At 51.9% G+C, this 17,065-nt stretch carries 16 protein-coding genes and 4 pseudogenes; 7 read left to right on the top strand and 13 right to left on the bottom strand.

Features of this window, described 5'->3' with window-relative positions:
* Nucleotides 1-123: 123 nt before the first annotated feature.
* The 5 genes from DXX3274_RS24415 to DXX3274_RS14565 all read left to right on the top strand — a co-directional run bounded on the left by DXX3274_RS24415 (nucleotide 124) and on the right by DXX3274_RS14565 (nucleotide 1,970).
* A complete protein-coding gene (locus tag DXX3274_RS24415; protein ID WP_256379563.1) occupies nucleotides 124-591 on the top strand; it encodes an ArdC-like ssDNA-binding domain-containing protein in 468 nt (155 codons plus the stop codon).
* Nucleotides 585-986 (top strand): zincin-like metallopeptidase domain-containing protein, encoded by a 402-nt coding sequence (locus tag DXX3274_RS24410; protein WP_256379562.1) that lies wholly within the window; start codon nucleotides 585-587, stop codon nucleotides 984-986. Before DXX3274_RS24415 ends, DXX3274_RS24410 begins: the two co-directional genes overlap by 7 nt.
* The gene (locus tag DXX3274_RS24405) at nucleotides 949-1,095 is read left to right on the top strand and encodes a zincin-like metallopeptidase domain-containing protein (RefSeq protein ID WP_256379561.1); all 147 of its coding nucleotides are present in this window, start codon (nucleotides 949-951) and stop codon (nucleotides 1,093-1,095) included. Before DXX3274_RS24410 ends, DXX3274_RS24405 begins: the two co-directional genes overlap by 38 nt.
* Nucleotides 1,096-1,416: 321 nt before the next feature.
* A complete protein-coding gene (locus DXX3274_RS14570) occupies nucleotides 1,417-1,653 on the top strand; it encodes a type II toxin-antitoxin system CcdA family antitoxin (RefSeq protein ID WP_016941021.1) in 237 nt (78 codons plus the stop codon).
* A 2-nt stretch (nucleotides 1,654-1,655) separates the two neighbouring features.
* Nucleotides 1,656-1,970 carry a CcdB family protein gene (locus DXX3274_RS14565; RefSeq protein WP_042860398.1) on the top strand — a complete coding sequence of 105 codons (315 nt, stop codon included), beginning with the start codon at nucleotides 1,656-1,658 and terminating at the stop codon, nucleotides 1,968-1,970.
* On the opposite strand, the pseudogene DXX3274_RS24280 reads toward DXX3274_RS14565, so the two are convergent.
* Nucleotides 1,967-2,110: pseudogene (locus DXX3274_RS24280) on the bottom strand (molybdopterin-guanine dinucleotide biosynthesis protein MobC); the annotation flags it as partial. The gene DXX3274_RS14565 and the pseudogene DXX3274_RS24280 sit on opposite strands and share 4 nt — an antisense overlap.
* A 386-nt stretch (nucleotides 2,111-2,496) precedes the next feature.
* On the opposite strand from DXX3274_RS24280, the gene DXX3274_RS14560 reads away from it, so the two are divergent.
* Entirely contained in the window at nucleotides 2,497-3,585 is a 1,089-nt protein-coding gene (locus DXX3274_RS14560; RefSeq protein WP_042860397.1) for a hypothetical protein, read from the top strand.
* Nucleotides 3,569-4,135, top strand: coding sequence for a hypothetical protein (locus DXX3274_RS14555; protein WP_042860395.1), 567 nt, complete (start codon nucleotides 3,569-3,571; stop codon nucleotides 4,133-4,135). Before DXX3274_RS14560 ends, DXX3274_RS14555 begins: the two co-directional genes overlap by 17 nt.
* 301 nt (nucleotides 4,136-4,436) lie before the next feature.
* On the opposite strand, the gene mobC is transcribed toward DXX3274_RS14555, so the two are convergent.
* The 12 genes and pseudogenes from mobC to DXX3274_RS14500 all read right to left on the bottom strand — a co-directional run bounded on the left by mobC (nucleotide 4,437) and on the right by DXX3274_RS14500 (nucleotide 17,054).
* Nucleotides 4,437-5,177, bottom strand: a complete 741-nt coding sequence (mobC, locus tag DXX3274_RS14550; protein ID WP_042860394.1) for a MobC family replication-relaxation protein — start codon at nucleotides 5,175-5,177, stop codon at nucleotides 4,437-4,439.
* Between the two features lie 8 nt (nucleotides 5,178-5,185).
* Nucleotides 5,186-6,949, bottom strand: coding sequence for a type IV secretory system conjugative DNA transfer family protein (locus DXX3274_RS14545; RefSeq protein WP_084478792.1), 1,764 nt, complete (start codon nucleotides 6,947-6,949; stop codon nucleotides 5,186-5,188).
* 697 nt (nucleotides 6,950-7,646) lie between these two features.
* A complete protein-coding gene (locus DXX3274_RS14540) occupies nucleotides 7,647-7,949 on the bottom strand; it encodes a TrbM/KikA/MpfK family conjugal transfer protein (protein ID WP_042860393.1) in 303 nt (100 codons plus the stop codon).
* A gap of 40 nt (nucleotides 7,950-7,989) precedes the next feature.
* Nucleotides 7,990-9,007 (bottom strand): annotated as a pseudogene (virB11, locus tag DXX3274_RS14535) (P-type DNA transfer ATPase VirB11).
* Nucleotides 8,997-10,205 (bottom strand): VirB10/TraB/TrbI family type IV secretion system protein, encoded by a 1,209-nt coding sequence (virB10, locus tag DXX3274_RS14530; protein WP_042860392.1) that lies wholly within the window; start codon nucleotides 10,203-10,205, stop codon nucleotides 8,997-8,999. Before virB10 ends, virB11 begins: the two are co-directional and overlap by 11 nt.
* Nucleotides 10,202-11,092, bottom strand: a complete 891-nt coding sequence (virB9, locus tag DXX3274_RS14525; protein ID WP_042860391.1) for a P-type conjugative transfer protein VirB9 — start codon at nucleotides 11,090-11,092, stop codon at nucleotides 10,202-10,204. The genes virB10 and virB9 overlap by 4 nt, the downstream gene beginning before the upstream one ends.
* On the bottom strand, nucleotides 11,092-11,775 hold the full coding sequence (locus DXX3274_RS14520; protein WP_042860390.1) for a virB8 family protein: 684 nt from the start codon (nucleotides 11,773-11,775) through the stop codon (nucleotides 11,092-11,094). The genes virB9 and DXX3274_RS14520 overlap by 1 nt, the downstream gene beginning before the upstream one ends.
* A gap of 220 nt (nucleotides 11,776-11,995) precedes the next feature.
* Nucleotides 11,996-13,024 carry a type IV secretion system protein gene (locus DXX3274_RS14515; RefSeq protein WP_042860388.1) on the bottom strand — a complete coding sequence of 343 codons (1,029 nt, stop codon included), beginning with the start codon at nucleotides 13,022-13,024 and terminating at the stop codon, nucleotides 11,996-11,998.
* An 11-nt stretch (nucleotides 13,025-13,035) separates the two neighbouring features.
* Nucleotides 13,036-13,260 (bottom strand): EexN family lipoprotein, encoded by a 225-nt coding sequence (locus tag DXX3274_RS22950; protein ID WP_071603964.1) that lies wholly within the window; start codon nucleotides 13,258-13,260, stop codon nucleotides 13,036-13,038.
* A 10-nt stretch (nucleotides 13,261-13,270) separates the two neighbouring features.
* Nucleotides 13,271-13,988, bottom strand: a pseudogene (locus DXX3274_RS14510) (type IV secretion system protein).
* 24 nt (nucleotides 13,989-14,012) lie between these two features.
* Nucleotides 14,013-16,762: pseudogene (locus DXX3274_RS14505) on the bottom strand (VirB3 family type IV secretion system protein).
* A gap of 10 nt (nucleotides 16,763-16,772) precedes the next feature.
* Nucleotides 16,773-17,054, bottom strand: coding sequence for a TrbC/VirB2 family protein (locus tag DXX3274_RS14500; RefSeq protein WP_371206783.1), 282 nt, complete (start codon nucleotides 17,052-17,054; stop codon nucleotides 16,773-16,775).
* Between the last annotated feature and the right edge of the window lie 11 nt (nucleotides 17,055-17,065).

Genomic DNA, 17,065 nt, shown 5'->3' with positions numbered 1-17,065 from the left:
ACAACCCGTCCCGCAAGGGTAAATGGCACGCATTCTGCGCCCTTGCGTGCCGGAACGATGCCGGGAAAGCGAACCGTCAGGCGATACGAAGACGAAAATCACACCACTGACGGAGAAAAAACCATGACCATTTCCCTGCATACCCAGACTAGCGCCCCTAACACCGCAGCGGCGACCAGCGTATCCCCGCTGGAGCAGTCAGGCTCCTCAAAAACGAAATTTTCCAAAACCAAAACCAAAACCAAAACCAAAACCAAAACCGATATTTATCAGACTGTCACCGACAGCATCATCACTGCGCTGGAGGCTGGTGTGAAACCCTGGACGTGCCCATGGCAGCGAGTGCCGGGCATGTCCGGTTTACCTTCCAACTTCGCAACCGGTATCGCGTATAGCGGAATGAATATCATGTTGTTGTGGGGCAGTGCGTCAGAACAGAGCTTCGGTGATTCACGCTGGATGACCTACAAACAAGCACAGGCAGTAGGCGGGCAGGTTCGCAAAGGCGAGCACGGCACGACAGCCATTTTCTATACAACCCTAGAGAAAAGGAAAACGAAGACGGAGAAATCGACCAGATCCCGATGCTGAAAACCTTCAACGTGTTTAACGTTGAACAAATCGACGGCCTTCCGCTGACAACTGAGGCGGTTAGCCCCGCTGAGACGTTCGAGCCGTTACCACAGGCTGAAAACCTGCTGCGCCGCAGTGGTGCCCGCATCGTAGAGAAAGGTCAAAATGCCTTCTTCAAACCGTCAACGGATGAAATCTGGCTACCGGAACGCCATCTTTTTTCCGATGCCGCTAATTTCTACGCCACCGGCCTGCATGAGCTGGTTCACTGGAGCGGAGCAAGAGCACGTCTTAACCGTGAAATGAAAGGGAAGTTTGGCAGTGAAGGTTACGCCTTTGAAGAGTTGATCGCCGAGCTGGGAAGCGCAGTTCCTGATGGCGGATCTGGGGATTGTCGGAGAGGTTCAGCATGAAAGCTATATCGCTTCCTGGCTGAAAGCGTTGAAGAACGACAAGCGCTATATTTTCAAAGCGACTAGTGCAGCATCGAAAGCGCATCGTTATCTGATGGATAAGGTTTGAGTTGAATGACAAGACGCCGCAAAGGAAGGCGGCGTTAACCTGATATCGGGGCAGCCAGCGTGACGGATGTTTCAATTTCCCTGAGAATGTTCCTGGGCATTGAATGTCCGTAAAATTCTCAGGCTGCGGGTGCGGGCGGCAAAGAGCCCGCGCATCCCGCAAACGGCATTTTTACACCGGTGATTGCTGTAAACGATGGCTCAGGTATGACGGCTGACGATGACGTTTGCAGGACGGCAACGGTAGCCGAGCCTGTTTTTGGTGTTATGATAAGTGTATTGTGCCGTGTAATGCACACGTATCTCATATAGGAAGGAAATCATGACTGCGAAACAACGCAACACGCAGAGCGTGACCATGACGGTAGAGCGTGCCTTACTGGTCCGGGCGCGTGAAGCGGGCATTAACCTGAGTGCCACGCTGTCAACCGCACTGGATGCAGAGCTTCGCCGTTATGAAGCGAAAAAATGGCAGGAAGAGAACAGGGAAGCCATCGACGCATTAAATCGCTTTCATGATGAAAACGGCTGTTTCAGTGACGAATACAGGACGTTTTAACCATGCAATTCACCGTATACGGTAATACCGGGAAAAGCACCATTTACCCGCTGTTGCTCGATGTCACGAGCGATATTATTGGGCAGTTGAATCGTCGGATAGTGATCCCATTGCTCCCGGTTGAAAAGTACCCGGCAGGCCGCCGACCGGATCGCCTTGTCCCCGTCGTCAGGCTGACGGACGGCAAAGAATACGCCGTAATGACGCACGAGCTGGCAAGTATCCCTGTGCAGGCGTTGGGTGCGGTGTTCTGTGATGCGTCGCAGTACCGTAATCAGGTAAAAACCGCAATAGATTTCCTCATTGACGGCATTTAATCGAGGCTGTCGGGAGCCTGTTCCAGTTCGTCTATCGTGTGGAACAGAAACATCTCCCGGTTTTTGGCGTCAAACGGAACCGGAATACCGTTCCTTGCCACCGTTCTGATACTGTCAAACAGCCTGATGAGAGCGGTTTTGGGTCAGGGTCAACAAACCGACGTTACTAACTGGTGGTTATATCTAAATCGTGGGGCAGGTTACCAGTAACTCCTCGTAGGCGCAGAATGAAAAGAGTTGACAAATATACCCAACAAAAATACTGTATGTATATACATGGAAAAGTTATTGCGAAGGTGCTAAAAACTGGAGGGACGACACTATGGCATTAGGTGAGGTCCGAAACTCGAGACCTCTCAGAAGATAGCGCTGTGTGGGGAGGATTGTTGATAAATATGAGCAATATGTGCAAAAACGAGATGGTAATAAGTGAGATAAACGTTGGTTGTGGGTATTAATGGTGTGGGTTTAGTTGTGATTTTCTCCATATGTAGTAACTTGTTTAAAAAAAACAAGGATTTTATTCATGTCTCAAAAAATCACAGCAATTAAAGAACCCGTCATTGAATACAAAGACAAGACTCTTCATTATCGTATCGGGAAAGTGGTTGGCGAAAACGTCGATCAGACGCTGCAAGAGATGGTGGCTACAGCCCTAAGCCGCTTATCGGCTGTTAAGGATCGCTATCAAACTGTAAGCGTAGATAGTCATGACGGTGAAGATGGCGATGTCCAACAGGCACGCCAATTCATGAACAATAAAATTGAAAGATGGAATATACTTTTCAACGAGTTAGTTCGCTATAGCGATGGCACCAATAAGAGCATTATAACAATTGATGAGAATGCTTCATTTTTATCGATCGATCAAATAGCTCCGCCGGCATCAGATGATGGTAAAAGACGTGAGTTTTTAGATTCCATAATGCATATGGCATTTTTAAAAAACCATGTTGTTTTGATTCAATCCCCTATACTTAGAACAAGAGAGCTTGAAAAATATATCACATGGTTATTAAAGGCAGCTGGCGTAATTAACAAAGGTTCTGTAATGCTCAATGCTGAATTACCTAAACAGCAAAGAGAAAAAATAATGAATAATAATATAAAGAAGGTCAGGATTGGTACTCCGTTAGTTGATACTTTAGGGAATACCCCTATTGAAAGTGCAAGAGCCTTAGTAACGTCTGAAACGATTAAAGCTAATCATGTCAAAGTAACACCAAAGGGAATGGGGCTTGATATTATTAAAGTGCTATTTACAGATAGGGAGCGTGAAAATTATGGACTCACAGATGAAATATTTTCTGGAGATGCAATAGATAAAGGTAATATTAATGTTTCTGTGGAGATTAGCTATAATTACAAAGCAAAAAAAACATCTCAGGTAATAATTAACAATATCAGCCAGGCACTTAGACATAGCCATCCAGAGGATGTTGAGTTAACACTCGATAAAGTTGGAAAGATAAAAGGCGATAACTTAATTATTAGCAGAAAAATAAAATTGAAGTTTATTAACGGCATAGCCGATCCTGAGGAGTTATATATAAAAATTCGCGAGTGGTTGATTGAACAGATCCAGTTGGGCGAATTAGATGCTGAAGCTGAGTAATATTTTTAGGGCTATTCTTTTTCTCTTTATCTTTTTTTGCTCATTTTTTTATTTCTCAGAGCCGGAAAGAATAGAGAATCTGAATGGCTGGTTACAATTGCTCGTTAGTGGAGGGGTTTTAACTCCTCTAATTACCTATGCATGGAGTTTGAAAAGTCGGTTCGAAAAATTAATTGATAGTGATGGATTGAACTCTGTTGAGACTGATAGGTTAAGTGGAAATATATCTTCATTTATTAAAAAGATATGGTTATGGATGATTTTTTACATACTCAGTGGCGCTGTTATATTTTTATTCAATGTAATCAAGGATGATGTTGTTCACTCACGTTATTTGGGGGCTTTGTCTGTTTCATTTTTATTTGTTGCTCTTTTATCATCTATTTCTCTTCGTGATTTTGATGTCTCGCTATCAGAGTTAAAAGCAGCTATCATAGTTAGACGGAAGAAAAATGCAGAAAAGGAGGCTATGCTTAACCTACTTAAGGTAGATGATGATTTTAGTAAAAAAGAAAAAGATTATTTCAAGCATTACAATAGTGAGGAGTGATTTTTAAAGTTTAAATGAGAATTAACTTTTTAACTTCCGTACTTAATTACTCAATGATATTTACCCTCGCTTTAATCAGCGGTTTTTTATGCCTAGCATTAAGAAATAAAATAGTCTACGATCTGCAACAAAAAACTGAAGGGTTTTATTGAACAAGAACTGAGAATCGCTGAACACCAGAGAGCTAAATAACTATTTAGCTTTGACCTCTGTGACCCAGTAGCTCCCACAGCTATGAACACAACAAAACCTCGCACTTAGCAGACCATGAGATTTAGCAACGCCAGATCCAGCGTAGGAATTATTGCCTAGGCTCAAGTTGTCGCAGCTCGGCAAGAGTATAAATACGAAAAACATTCTGATGTCGCACTTCCAGCGGGATGGGTTGATGGTTAACGATGACATGTTTGATGCTGGCGAACAGCAGTTCAAGAGCCCGTTTTTTCTGCGGGTCCGGCACGATATAGAAAACGTACATCCAGTGCTTGTGGGTACGGGCCAGTAAGTGGCTGGCGATAATCGACTGGTAGCGGGCTTTGGTTTTCAGGCGGCGCTCGGTTTCTACCGCAATGACCTGTCCATCAGGCAGGGTGATGAGTCCATCAGGGCGGTGTTTGACCTGATATTGACTGAGGAAGGTTGAACGATCACCATTTATCCAGCCGGTAGCGCCTTTTTTCTCCAGAATAAGCAGGGCTGCCTGATTATCCAGATGATGCTCCAACGTCCAGCCGGTGAGTCTGGAAGGTTCAAACCGTGCCGGGAAAATATCGTCATTGGGTTTTACTACCACAGCTAACCCGTCACTGGTGATCCCCCACAAAGAAATTTTCCCCGTGCGGGTATCAAATTCATGTTTTTGTACCCATCCCATTTTGATGACTTTGGCAAGCAACAGATAAAGTGGTTTGTGATTTTTAAAATCAAAAAGCAGCATCAGTGTTTTAAAGTCACTGTAGGTTTCTTCTTTCAGGAAATTCAGCAGTATCTTTATTTTCTCGTTATTACGTTTGTGGCGCTCACGATACGTTGATATCAACATGGCGTCTCCTAAAAATCGATCTGAGGCACGTTGTCTTCTTCGCTGAAATCCAGCACTCGTTTTACCGGTGCCGCTGATGCAGCGATATCAGGCGAAACGGTGAACGTTTCCAGTTCGCGTTTTTGCACTTTGATGGGGGAGATCAACGAGGCGGAGGGAAGTGTTTTCGTGGTGAAGATAAAACTGACGAAATCAGGCAGGTTGAGGATCATATTGCCGTCAATAAAGAAACGCTCGGCCTGCCTGATCGTTCGCTCGTTGTCGATAGTTTCCGTCAGAACAGCATCGGTTTTCGCCTTGCGGATTTCATCATCCACTAAGATGGTGCCGGACATTCTTGCCACCCATTCCGCCGTATCCGGGTCCATAACGCGGTAAACCAACTTGAATTTAGCATTTTCAACGATAGCCCCGACAACGGCGTCGCCGTTTAAATCCGCCGGGCAGTCTTTTAAATCGGCCACGGACTGGTGGGCCATAATAATATGCACGCCTTTATCCCGTGCAGCGCCCAAGCCTTCCAACGCAGGTTTGGATAAATGGTATTTCAGCTCATCAAGAAAAATAGCCACAGGGCGAGGCGCGACGTGTACCCGGTCGCGCCGCTCCGCTAACTGATAAAGGCGAACCAGCAACATGCGTTGTGCGGTAATTATCTTGCTGTTACGCATTGAGCCGATGACATAACAGCAGCCACCTTCATCAAAAACCGATTGGAGTGAAAACCCTGTCGGCGCGTTGATGGCATTGAGAAACGCCAGCTCTTCAAGCTTGCCGAAAAACGCGTTGATCTTCTCAGCAATACTCTGAACATACTCGCTGTTATAAATATCACGGAGAGTCGAAGAAGGGCGGTTGCTGACAAATTGCGCCGCTATACGTGCCGCTTTTCTGTCGCCGATACGGTAAAAGTCAGATTCCTGGCCTTTCTCTGCCAGACTGAACCCGGCGACAAAAAGCGCTTCCAGTTCATCGGCGGTAATCGCTTCAATCAGGTTTAGCTGGTAATGCGGTTTTCGCAAGTCAATTAAGGCAAACGGTTTGCCTGCATCCTCACAGGCTTTGCGGTAAAGGTGTGGGGCCCATTCATCGTCTTTCGGGTCCATAATAAATACCCCTTCACCCGCCAGGATGCTTTGATAAAGCAACATCCCGGCAGCCACCCCTTTTCCAGCCCCGGTGGTGCCGATAATATCCGCGTGCTGTTTTTGCCAGTCGTTTAACGGGAGATACATCGGTTGCTTATCCCGGTCCATGCCGAGAAAAATACCGTTATTCAAATCAATATAATCCAGCGGATCATAATGCAGCGTTTCCGGCAGCAATGATCTCACGGTGCGCACATCGGTGCGTAATTCCCGCTCAAGGGTGGTTTTTTTAACCAGGCGTTTCTTTATTTTATCCAGTTCAGGATTTAATGCCCGACGCAGCATAATATGGAAGATAATCCCTGTTGCCGTGAGGATAATCAGTATCGGCCAGGTTGCCAGCGAATACCGGGTGGCTATTCTGGTCTGATAGACCCACTGAAAGAACCTGATGATCACCGGAGCCATGGTGCCAAACAGAAAACACAGCAGGGAAAAAGCGATAATTCCCTTTTTCCAGAACGGGGCTGATTGTCGTTCACCGCTTTTCATTGATGCGAAAAACGGTAACGTCAGCCCCGATAATAACGCCAGCATCAGTTGATGCTGTTGCGTAAAAACAAGCAGTGCCAGCATCCCGTTCACTATCGGCGACAGTGAAACGGCAAGCTTATTTAACAGCATAGTGCCTCCGGTGTCGGCTCTCGCCTCATGAGATTGCCTCATCCTTTCGCCTCAGCGTATGAGTCGATGTCATGAGGCGATCGGGTGAGGCGAATGCGGTGGCTTCTTCGCAGCCATGCGCCGGAAAGTTCACTTCCCGGCACGGAACGGCGTGCGCCAGGTCATGCGGGCTGGACGCCCTTATTGCCTGGCTCATGGGGGTAATGTCGTGGCTGGACGCCACACCAAAACCCCCAGGGTCAAAGGCGGCACACCGTCGCCCGCTACGCGCGACCACCCCCTTTGAGACGCCGTTTTTCGCCTATTTTTTCTGTTGTCCGTTCCGGCCAGCGAAAAAAATGGGAAAACGCCTTCAAAGTGGGTGGTCGCGCCACGCTACCGGCTTTGGGCCGGAGACTTAGCCGCGACGGTGTGCGGGGCACGCCCCCCACAAAAAACCGGCGCGTGGGCGCGCCTATTTGCTCGCTGGGGCGGCAAATTTTTTGCGGCTCCCCCCGGCCGGCAAAAGCCGCGTGGGCGCGGCTGTTTGCCGGTGAGGCGCGGTGCCTGAAATATTTTCGCGCCGGAATCCGCGAAAATATTTCTGTCCGCTGCCTCATTTTTACGGCCCGGTATTTCTTCGCGCTTTAACCCGCGAAAAATGGGCGGGCCGTAAAAACCTGAAAACCGTCACGCCTTTGCGCCCGGTTCGTCAGTATTAGCCACGAACGCGGCCATATTGACCGATAATCTGGCTAATAGCGGCCGGGTCAGCCGAATCACATTCGTTTAAAAAGGATTGCCTGGCATCGGCAGTCTGGCCGGGGAGAAAACCGTGCCGGTTCTTTTTCACAATAGAAAAGAAGGCGCGTTCAGCCGACTGACAGGGATTTCCACCGCTGTTTCCGGTGGTTTTACCGTACAGACATAAAACAGCTTCACAGGCATCAGCGGCCATCACGGAGGCCGGAAATAATACATTCATGCCGAGAAGAAAGGCGGTGAGTATGACGGTTTTCATATCGAATACCTTTACTGGGTGGCAGGGGGAAATGGTTCGTCTATCTGAATATTTCCTTCATGTGATGAAGGTGTACCGGTTTAAAATAAATATCGCTCATCCGGCGAACGTCGCCATGGATATCAATACTGACGATCACATCAATGCTTTTTAGCACCTTGCGTAACAGCACATCGAACGGGATATTGTTGCAGTCCGGGTTTTCATAGCAGCGGTCGATGAGTCCCTCAATACACTCTTCCGGGCTGCCCGCGTGCAGGGAGGTAATAAGCCCTTCATGACCCGAGCCGATAATTTTCAGTGCATCCCAGGCTTCCCGCCCGCGAATTTCCGCCAGCAGAATTCTGTCCGGGTTCATTCGATAATTCGCCCGTATCAGCCTGCCGGGGGTGACAATCGCCTCGTCGGTGGCCTCCGCCGGGTAAAACAGATGCACATAATTGGTGTGGTGGTAAAACCGGATTTCAGGGTTGTCTTCAATCGTCGTCAGCCTGAGATGCGACGGAATATAGTGCAGCAACGTCTTCATATAGGTGGTTTTACCCGAGCCGGTTTCCCCCACAATAAAGAGCGTTTTGCCGTACTCGACAGCTTTTTCAATAAAGCGGGGGATGTCCCCGTTGTTGTAATAGCGGGTCAGCTCCTCGTCCTTGCTTTCAGCCTGCTCCTGACCGGTTACGCGGTGATAAAAGCCCGCCTCAATCCACGACTGATGCGTTTTCTGCGCATATGACGGCTTGCGCAGCGTAATGGATACGGTATTCCGCTCGCAGGCAGGGGGAATAATGGCCTGAATACGTTCGCCGGACTCCAGCGTGGCGGACAGAATCGGCGACGTGTCATCAATATTATCGTCATGCCATGAGGCCAGCGCGTTGGCAAAGGCATGGCACTGGCGCAAGGTGACCGGCGATTCATGCCTCTGCCATCGACCGTTTATTTTGGTGTGGATCTCGTCCGGGGCGGTTAATTGCCACCTCGGTCAGGCCATCCAGCCGGAGATAATGCCCGAAGAGCTGATGTTTCATGAAATCCAGCGACAGGTTTTCAGCGTTCATACCACCTCGTTTTCAGACGCAGTTGATAAACGGAAGAGAAATCGATATCCGTGCCGGTCATGATGCCGATCACATCGCCCTGATTCAGATACATCGTGGGCGGGATATTGATACTGTTTTCTAACGCCGTTTTTGCCATCTCCGAGGCGGCAGCACGCGTATTCTCGGTGTAATCGGTATTACGGTCTTTCCCCGGTGCTGTATTCGCCGCCGCAGCGGCGACGTCCTGTACCGTACTCAGCATTAACGCGTTGCCGAACCGCTCCCAGAAATGGGTATCGATCCTGCCGCTAATCCCGGCTTCTCCCAACGGGCCGGTGGCCTCGGTATCGGTCAGCGGAATGTGCAGGCTACCGGGCTCTGGTGTGCGTAACGCCGTCCAGATGACAAACATCCGGCTCCGGCCCTGTTGCAGTGTGCCGGTGCGATAGACGCCACGGGCGACCGTGCCTGCCGGGAGCAGCTTCACATGATGACTGGCGCTGTAGACATCCTCGCTGATGAGGCAGGAAATCCGCCCGCCGACATCGGAAACAAAGCGCTGCATCATCGAGCAGGGAATGTAGCTATCAACCGGCAGGTAGAGATCGGGATCGAGACCGAGCCGCCGGACGTGGGTGACTGTTACCACGCCGGGAGCGGTGTCTTTTATCTCCGGGTCAGGCGCGGTAGTGGGCTTTTGCTTGTCAGTACCGGAGGCGGTGACGTGGGAAGCCGATGCGGTATCTGACGCCTGACTTAACCCGTCGGCCAGGGCGGCGGCCTTGTTTAACGCGGGCGGTGCTGGCGGTGGCGGAGCAGCCTGCGTCTGGCGATGATCCGTTGTGGTTTCCGGTCTGCTCTGCTCGAACAGACCGAACGGATGACGGTCCATACCGAGGTTTTTACGCGCAGGCGGTATTACACCGGTCGGCGGTAGCGGCTGGGTCTCCGCCGCCTTGTCATCGCTGTGTTTGACTGCGCCAAAAAAGCGATCCCCACTCCATGCCAGCAGCATCAGCACCCCCAGACTGAGCAGGCTGACCAGCAGCGTTCGGCGACTGGCGGGTTTTTTAAAGCGGGTAACGTCCGGCTGACCGGGCGGTGAGTTGTGCGCCGGTGTCTGGCTGTCCCTCGCGGCTCTGGCGCGTTCACGGGCTTCGGCTTCCCGTTCAGCCACGGTTTTTTCCGCTGTATCCGGGATGGGATGGTCTGTCATTTGGCCTCCAGCGTGACGGCGGGCGAAACGGTGTCACCAGCGCTGACGGCGACGTTGCCGAATGCGGTATTCTCAATGCCGACCACGGCGCGTCCATAACGCAACACCAGATACGGCGACATGGCCCGCACGACCATCACGGTGTAGTTACCGTGTGTGGTGATTAGAGGCGTGACGGTTTGCTCCTGCCGGTTAACGACCCGAAACAGTGACGGCAGGATTTTGGTGGCTGAAAAGCCGAGGGTGATAAAGCGGCCATCATCGTAGGCAAAATCCGGTGCAATCGCCGCCGAGCCCGCCGCGACCCGCTTGGTATAGCGCCAGTTTCGCGGTGTGGTGGCCTGCTCGAAAGCGGCCGCAATCTGTTGCTTTTCCTGTGCCTCACGCAGGCGTTGCAGGTGGGCGGCATCGGCGGCCGCTGATTGCCTGCGTGCCTCATCGGGATAGTGAAAACGGATAATGAAGGCCTGCGAGGGCGAGTCGTTATCCAGCACGTTAAGCTCCAGGCTGTACTCGCGTTTGGATGTCACCACCAACAGGTTGGTTTTCCACTCTTTGGCGGTCGGCAGAAACACCTTGTTGACGTTATTGCCGTTGTCCTCCGTTACCGGCTGGATGACAGGGTTGGGGCTGACGTCCACCCGGTTATCGCTTTTGGTCACTCGCCAGCCTTTGGGAAAACCGGTCTGGGCGTCGAGCACCGCTTCATCGTCATCAAACAGGAGCGTGGTGAGGTAGCCGGGGCGGGTGTTGACGACGGTGGCATTCTGGCTGTCATAGGTGACATGCTGGATGCGGCTGTCATACGCGCTGCCGCGTGGTATCGCGGCCCCCCAGACGGCGCACGACGCCAGCATAAGCCCTATCAATACGGTGTTCTTCAGCATCACTCCCCCCTCAGTTCTTTATCGCGCTGGTAGCTGGTGACGATGAACCCCAGCGGGTTCACTTCTCGCTGGCTGTCCGTCAATTGCTTGCGGGGGAGGTAGCGATAGGTCAGGCGGATGTTCCAGATATCCGTTTTGACCGTGTTATCCGCAATGCGACGGATTATGCGTTTAACTCGCAAGGTTGCCAGATGGTCAGGGGCGGTGGCGGGGGCGTGAATGTTGGAAATAATCTCGACAGACACGACGTATTCCGCTTTATTGAAAATGACGTCAGGGGCCTGATTGCCGTTAAACTCGTCAAGGTAATCCCGGTTCACGCTGTCGCTGTTGAAGAGCTGCACGTCGTCATAATCGCGCTGAAGCGCAAAATAGTTATAGCCTTCGCGCAGCCGGACATACTGGGCGGATAGCGCATGAGCCAGCGCTGCTTCAGTCGCGATATCCTTCTCCTTGAGACGGGTCATGTATTCATAGCGCCCGGTCTGTTTATCCACCGACCATAATTCGATGTCGGTGGTTTTCAGCGGCAGCAGAATAATCAGCGCGGTTATCGTCAGCGCCGCCAGCGCAAACCCGGTTGCCGCCATTCGCCACGCGCGCTTTTTTTCCCGCGCATCCTTTTCCAGCAGAACCGCTTCAAAGGTGCGGGATGACGCAATGAGGTTTTCTGTTTCAGACATGTGTTGTCAGCTCCTGAATAATCGCGGGGGAATTGACCGGTTGAGGATCGCCGGATACCGGCGGGAGGTCGTGTTGATGCCCTGCGCAGCCCGTGAGGATGCACAGCATCAGAAAGACAATGCTGGATTTCATGGAAAGCCCTTGTTAACGGATACAGATATACCGTACCGACGGCGATTGCCTCGGCACCCTGTGACGAGTTGGATAGTGAGAAAGAAATTAGCGAGGACGCTGTTGGTTAAGGCGCTTCATACTCTCAATGGCGGCGGCGCGCTTTTGCCAGGCGGAGATGGCGTTGCCGGTGCCTTTGGCGATAAGTGTCCCGGCGGCATGGCTGCCTTTGGCGGCCAGTCGGGCCGTCGCCGCGCCGGTCTTCATCGCCGGTTTTGCCGCCTCAGACGACGTGTTCGCCAGACCGCGTAAGCCGCTCATGGCCGCACCCTGCAAGGCAGCCTGAACGGCGACACCGCCTAATGCACCGGCAATTTTCGCTGAAAACCAAATAATGACGCCGGAAATAACGCCCGCAACACAACACTGAACACCAAGCGTAATGATATTGGCGCTGTCGGCAAAATTAACCGCCTTATCTAAAATACCATTGAGGTAATTAATGACGATCCTGATGGATAAAGCCGAAAACATCATTGTAAGGATGACCGTAAAAATAATTTTCAGCCAGTTGTTAAACATCGGAGTCAGGAACCCATACAACAGGCAGAAAATAAATAATGGCGCGGTCGTCGTCATTAATACAATGATGATTTCGGCTAACAGGTTAACCGTAGCGCCAAAAAGCAGTGTGACAATAACACCGCCCCAGACCAGAATTTCGGCAATACCGCCGTTGAGCTTTACATAGGCGGAATCATCCTGTTGATAAAGTTTTTGCCCAATGGTCTGTGCTTTCTCCCAGACGGTATCGAGCAATGACCAGACATTATCATCACCACTGACGCCGTCTTTTAAGCCGTTAATGGCCGCAATGGCTAAATTCAGCCAGCCATCGAGATTTAAAACGAATGTCATGATTAATAACATTCGCCCTATATCCCACATGACATCTTCGACGGGCGTTTGGCGTTTTCCGGCCAGGGTTTGATAACCCCGATAAGTGACAAATACAGTGAAGGAACTGACGGCGATGATACTTACCATATCGCCATAGACGGAGGTTTGCCCCCGCAGTATGGCTTGTAGGCCGTCAGTGATCGTGTTGTTCATTCCAACAAACATACCACCCGACATAGATTGCCCCTTTAGTTCAAATTGGGAACCTTGGCCTTTTCCTGACGGAGTTCGAATCGCGCTGTTCGCGCATTTTTGCAATCCTGCGAGTCTTCCCCGGATGATTCACACGCCTGATATCGCTGGTTCATTTCATCCGGGTGCGCTTTGTACCATTGTGTTGATTTGGGGTTATCACATCCTGTTAGGCAAAATGCGCCCAAAATAACCGAAAAAATGCACAGTGACGTTTTCATGCTTGCCCTCTCAATGATTAAAATCGGGAACCGGTGCGGCAAGTTGCTGCTCATTGAACGCATTTTGCCGTTGCTGCTCCAGCAGTGTTGCCCGCTGCTCCGTCTGCCGGACAGACATCTCCCACTGGCTGGTCAGGGCGTTCAGTTGCACGCTTTTGGCCGCAACGGCATTCGCCAGGTCCTGTGACTCTTTCGAATCTTTGGCATTGGCGATGCGGTCAGACAGGTCTGCGATGTCGTTCAACGTGCTCGTAACCCTGTCCTGAACCTCACGGGTATTCTCAATCGCCAGTGCCTGATTGAGTAACAGCTGTTTGCAACTGTCCTGATAACGCAGGGATGAGCGGGACGGATTACAGCTATCAAACGATTGGTATTTTTTATATAACCCCTGAAGCGCGGAAGAATAGGAACCGTCTGGATTGGTCAGCAGGTCATCCAGTGAAATACCGTTCTTGCGAAGCGCGTCGATATCGTCTTTCAGGCTTTTTCGCCTCGCGGAGAAACCCCTGAATATCCCGTATCCCTGTTGCAGTCGCCAATTGCTGCTTATAGGCATCCAGCTCGTCTTTATAGTGGGTAACAGTTTCCTGCCATTGTTTGAGTTTTTGCATCCATTGATTAATCGACTCGGTATTGTTGACGGCATCAAACACCGGGATGCCGGCGCTTATCGCCGGTGCGGACAGCCATAGCAAGAACGCCAGAAAGAGAGAGCGGGTTTGCATGGTGATTTACCTCCGAAGTGAATCTCAGATGGCCTGTTCAAGGAAGACCGCTTTCCAGTCCTGAGGGGACATCCCCTCCTGATAAAGCGCATCAAACCGTTTCAGGTTGTCTTCGCTCCCGCTCAGGATTGTGGTGAGGTTGCCGAGGCCCGATAAATCCATTCTTGCCAGGGCGACAAAAGGCCGGGTTTCACCGGCGCGCAGCGGTGTTTTCACGATGACCATATAATGCTCGCCCGGATCCAGACGACGGACGGTGTCATACACGCTTTCGGGGACGTTCATTTTCTCCACGTAATCCGCCCGGCTGGCTTTGGGATTGGCGAGAAAGATTTGCGTGCTGCACTGCTCAATAATCGCGGGCGCGATAGGGTGCCTGACAATTTCATCGGGGGACTGGGTGGCGGGGATAAAAATGCCGTTCAGTTTGCGGATCACCTTGAGCATATTGAGGGAGAATTTAGAAAACTCGACATCCGCCAGCCATTTCCAGAATTCATCCATGAACATCACCAACCGGCGACCGTCCAGCAGGCTGGTGACGCGGAACAGCAGGTAAAAGGTGATCGGGCCGCGTATGTCGTCGTCATCCAGAAACTCCGTTCCATCGATGCCGATGTTATCGCTCTCGCCGATGTTAAAGCTGTCTTCCGCGTTATCGAAAATCCAGCCGAATTCGCCGCCCTGCGCCCACTGTTTCAGACGGATGCGCAGCCCGTTGGTTCTGGCCTCGCGGGTCGACGGTTCGGGCAACACCTCCAGCAGCCGGGTTATACCGTAACGGCGCAATCCCGGCGGGTAGTCCAGCATCAGAGTATCCACGGCGGCGCTGATGCGCGCTTCATCGCGTGGGTCGAGCGGTTTGCCGTTGCGACGGCACAACATGCGGACCAATTGCTTGATAAAGCTGATGTTGCGTCGGGTTGGCGTCAGTGAAAACGGGTTGAACCCGGCAGGCGTACCGGTGCGGATGCGAAAGTAACGCCCGCCCATCTGGCGGATTGACATCTCGGCGGCGCGGTCTTTATCAAAGTAAACGGTGGTCAGCCGTTTACCGGGGGCCGCAGCGGAAAATGTCGCCGGGTGGCGGTACTTCTGCATCAGGTGTTGCATCATCGTCATCAGCAAGGTCTTCCCTGAGCCGGTTTTGCCGATGATGGCGGTATTCCCCGGCGTTTTTTCGTTGAAATCATCCCGCCCGACCTGGCTGTCGTGCAGGTTCAGGTAATAACCCCCGCCGCCAGGCGATGTCAGAATGGCGATGGCATCGCCCCACGGGTTACCGCTGCGCTTGTGAGGGTGAAAGTTATGCAGGCTGCCCAGATCCGCGTAATTCTGGCTGCTGACCACCACCAGCCGGGGGCGAAAGGGATACATGCCGGGCAGTTGAGCCAGATACGCAGCAGGCAACGACAGCGTGGACAGCGATGTCATGATACCGAGGTCGGTAAACGGCTGGGCCAGCGCGTGGGTCTCCCTGACCACCTGATCGGCACTGGCCGAGGACACCAGCAGGGAAAAATGGTATTTGCCGCAGGACACATGCCCGGACTGGAGCAGATCGCGCAAGACAACCAGCTCTTCACGCTGTGACAGGGCGTCATCGTCGGTCGCATTCAGCCGCTTTTCCGCCAGCCGGATATGGTGTTGTGCTTCATCCCGCGCCATGCAGGTGAAAGACTGCGTCAGTACGTACTCGCTTTCGGCATACAACAGCGCATCCAGCAGGCCGGTCGCGGTCTCCGGCGAATAGTCCTTAATTTCCAGACTGCGAAAGAAACGGGAGCCGCCGACGGTCTGGCATTCGGCGGTATCGGTGGTAAAAAACTACATCCGGTGTACTGAGCGTGAGGTAAAACGGTGAACGTGTCACCGCCACCGGCTGCCATTGGCCGGTGATCAGGCGATGGTAGAACGCCAGTTGCGAGGAGTAGACCCGTCCTTTCTCCTCATACGGTTCCCAAAGGGGTCGCCATATAGCGTGACAGTACGCTGCCGAGTGCGGCATGGTGCTCCAGCATGACCCTCAGCGCCTCATCCAGCGCCGCCTGCCTTTTTCCGGCAGGCTGTGTCTTCATGGCCTTTTTCTCCAGCGCGGAGAAGGGCGCATAACAGACGGTGAAAAACAGCCGATGCCGCCAGAGCGGCTTCTCTTTGAGTGCCCGGTAATAGCGCGCCGCGACCTCGTCGGAAAACGGAATACCCGAGGTTGCCTCGAAGGCATCCTGATAGGTCTCCCGGATGCGGTGAATATAGAACGTGACCGGCAGCCCTTCATACGAGCGGATCAGGTTGTTGAGATGGCTTGCCATCAGCGTCAGGTGATGTTCCTCCTCACATTCAAACACGGTGCCGCCCAGCTCCCAAGAAGCGACGAAATCACCGTGGCGGTTTCTGATGACGTGCGGGTGAAGGTGGGAAGAGTAAGGGATGTATTTATCCAGCGTGATGCGCGCGTTTAATTTCATCTTGTCGGTAAACTCCGAAATATCGACGGCGTCATACTGGCTTGCCAGCATCGCCGTCGCACCGAAATAGCAATTCGTGGCAAACCGACCACGGGTTTTAAACGCCAGCCACAACAACCCGAAATAATGGATATCGGCTCGGGCCTTCGCCCGCATTTCCAGCCAGGCCGGGATCAGCAACAGCGCAAGGTAATAGCGGACATAAACCGACAGCAGGACGATGGCCCCGCTGACGAGAACGAACGGGACGAGGGGGATGCCCATAATCGCAGCGGGCCGGGTGAGCGCTTTATTCAGGGTGGTCATCGGTTTTCCCCTAGGATGCCCAGTACGCGCCAAAGCCGGATGCCCCGACGATCAGGATGGCCCCGATAATGACGTTGCGCATGTCATGCAGGCTTTTACCGTCAAACAGCACCTTGTAACCCACCCACATGGTGGCCAGTGTGATGGTGACGGCGGCCAACCCCAGCAGGCCGGTGGACGTGTTACTCAGCGTGTCGTTGGCTTTGGTAAATCCGCCGCCTGCCGCCAGCGTTTGGGTGGAAATGAAGGCGGGAAAAAAGGCAGGTAAGTATTTACGTTTTTGCATCGTCATCTCTCCTCATG

The organism is Dickeya sp. NCPPB 3274 (genome assembly GCF_000406205.1).
GTDB lineage: Bacteria > Pseudomonadota > Gammaproteobacteria > Enterobacterales > Enterobacteriaceae > Dickeya > Dickeya fangzhongdai.
Note: the sequence above shows the minus strand (reverse complement) of the source record. Positions and strands in the feature narration are given on the sequence as shown.

Coding starts and splice junctions, on each gene's coding strand:
- DXX3274_RS14560 (WP_042860397.1), top strand. CDS start 2,497: ATGTCTCAAAAAATCACAGCAATTAAAGAACCCGTCATTGAATACAAA.
- DXX3274_RS14515 (WP_042860388.1), bottom strand. CDS start 13,024: ATGTCGGGTGGTATGTTTGTTGGAATGAACAACACGATCACTGACGGC.
- DXX3274_RS14500 (WP_371206783.1), bottom strand. CDS start 17,054: ATGACGATGCAAAAACGTAAATACTTACCTGCCTTTTTTCCCGCCTTC.
- DXX3274_RS24405 (WP_256379561.1), top strand. CDS start 949: ATGGCGGATCTGGGGATTGTCGGAGAGGTTCAGCATGAAAGCTATATC.
- DXX3274_RS24415 (WP_256379563.1), top strand. CDS start 124: ATGACCATTTCCCTGCATACCCAGACTAGCGCCCCTAACACCGCAGCG.
- mobC (WP_042860394.1), bottom strand. CDS start 5,177: ATGTTGATATCAACGTATCGTGAGCGCCACAAACGTAATAACGAGAAA.
- DXX3274_RS22950 (WP_071603964.1), bottom strand. CDS start 13,260: ATGAAAACGTCACTGTGCATTTTTTCGGTTATTTTGGGCGCATTTTGC.
- virB10 (WP_042860392.1), bottom strand. CDS start 10,205: ATGACAGACCATCCCATCCCGGATACAGCGGAAAAAACCGTGGCTGAA.
- DXX3274_RS14555 (WP_042860395.1), top strand. CDS start 3,569: ATGCTGAAGCTGAGTAATATTTTTAGGGCTATTCTTTTTCTCTTTATC.
- DXX3274_RS14520 (WP_042860390.1), bottom strand. CDS start 11,775: ATGTCTGAAACAGAAAACCTCATTGCGTCATCCCGCACCTTTGAAGCG.
- DXX3274_RS24410 (WP_256379562.1), top strand. CDS start 585: ATGCTGAAAACCTTCAACGTGTTTAACGTTGAACAAATCGACGGCCTT.
- DXX3274_RS14565 (WP_042860398.1), top strand. CDS start 1,656: ATGCAATTCACCGTATACGGTAATACCGGGAAAAGCACCATTTACCCG.
- DXX3274_RS14545 (WP_084478792.1), bottom strand. CDS start 6,949: ATGCTGTTAAATAAGCTTGCCGTTTCACTGTCGCCGATAGTGAACGGG.
- virB9 (WP_042860391.1), bottom strand. CDS start 11,092: ATGCTGAAGAACACCGTATTGATAGGGCTTATGCTGGCGTCGTGCGCC.
- DXX3274_RS14540 (WP_042860393.1), bottom strand. CDS start 7,949: ATGAAAACCGTCATACTCACCGCCTTTCTTCTCGGCATGAATGTATTA.
- DXX3274_RS14570 (WP_016941021.1), top strand. CDS start 1,417: ATGACTGCGAAACAACGCAACACGCAGAGCGTGACCATGACGGTAGAG.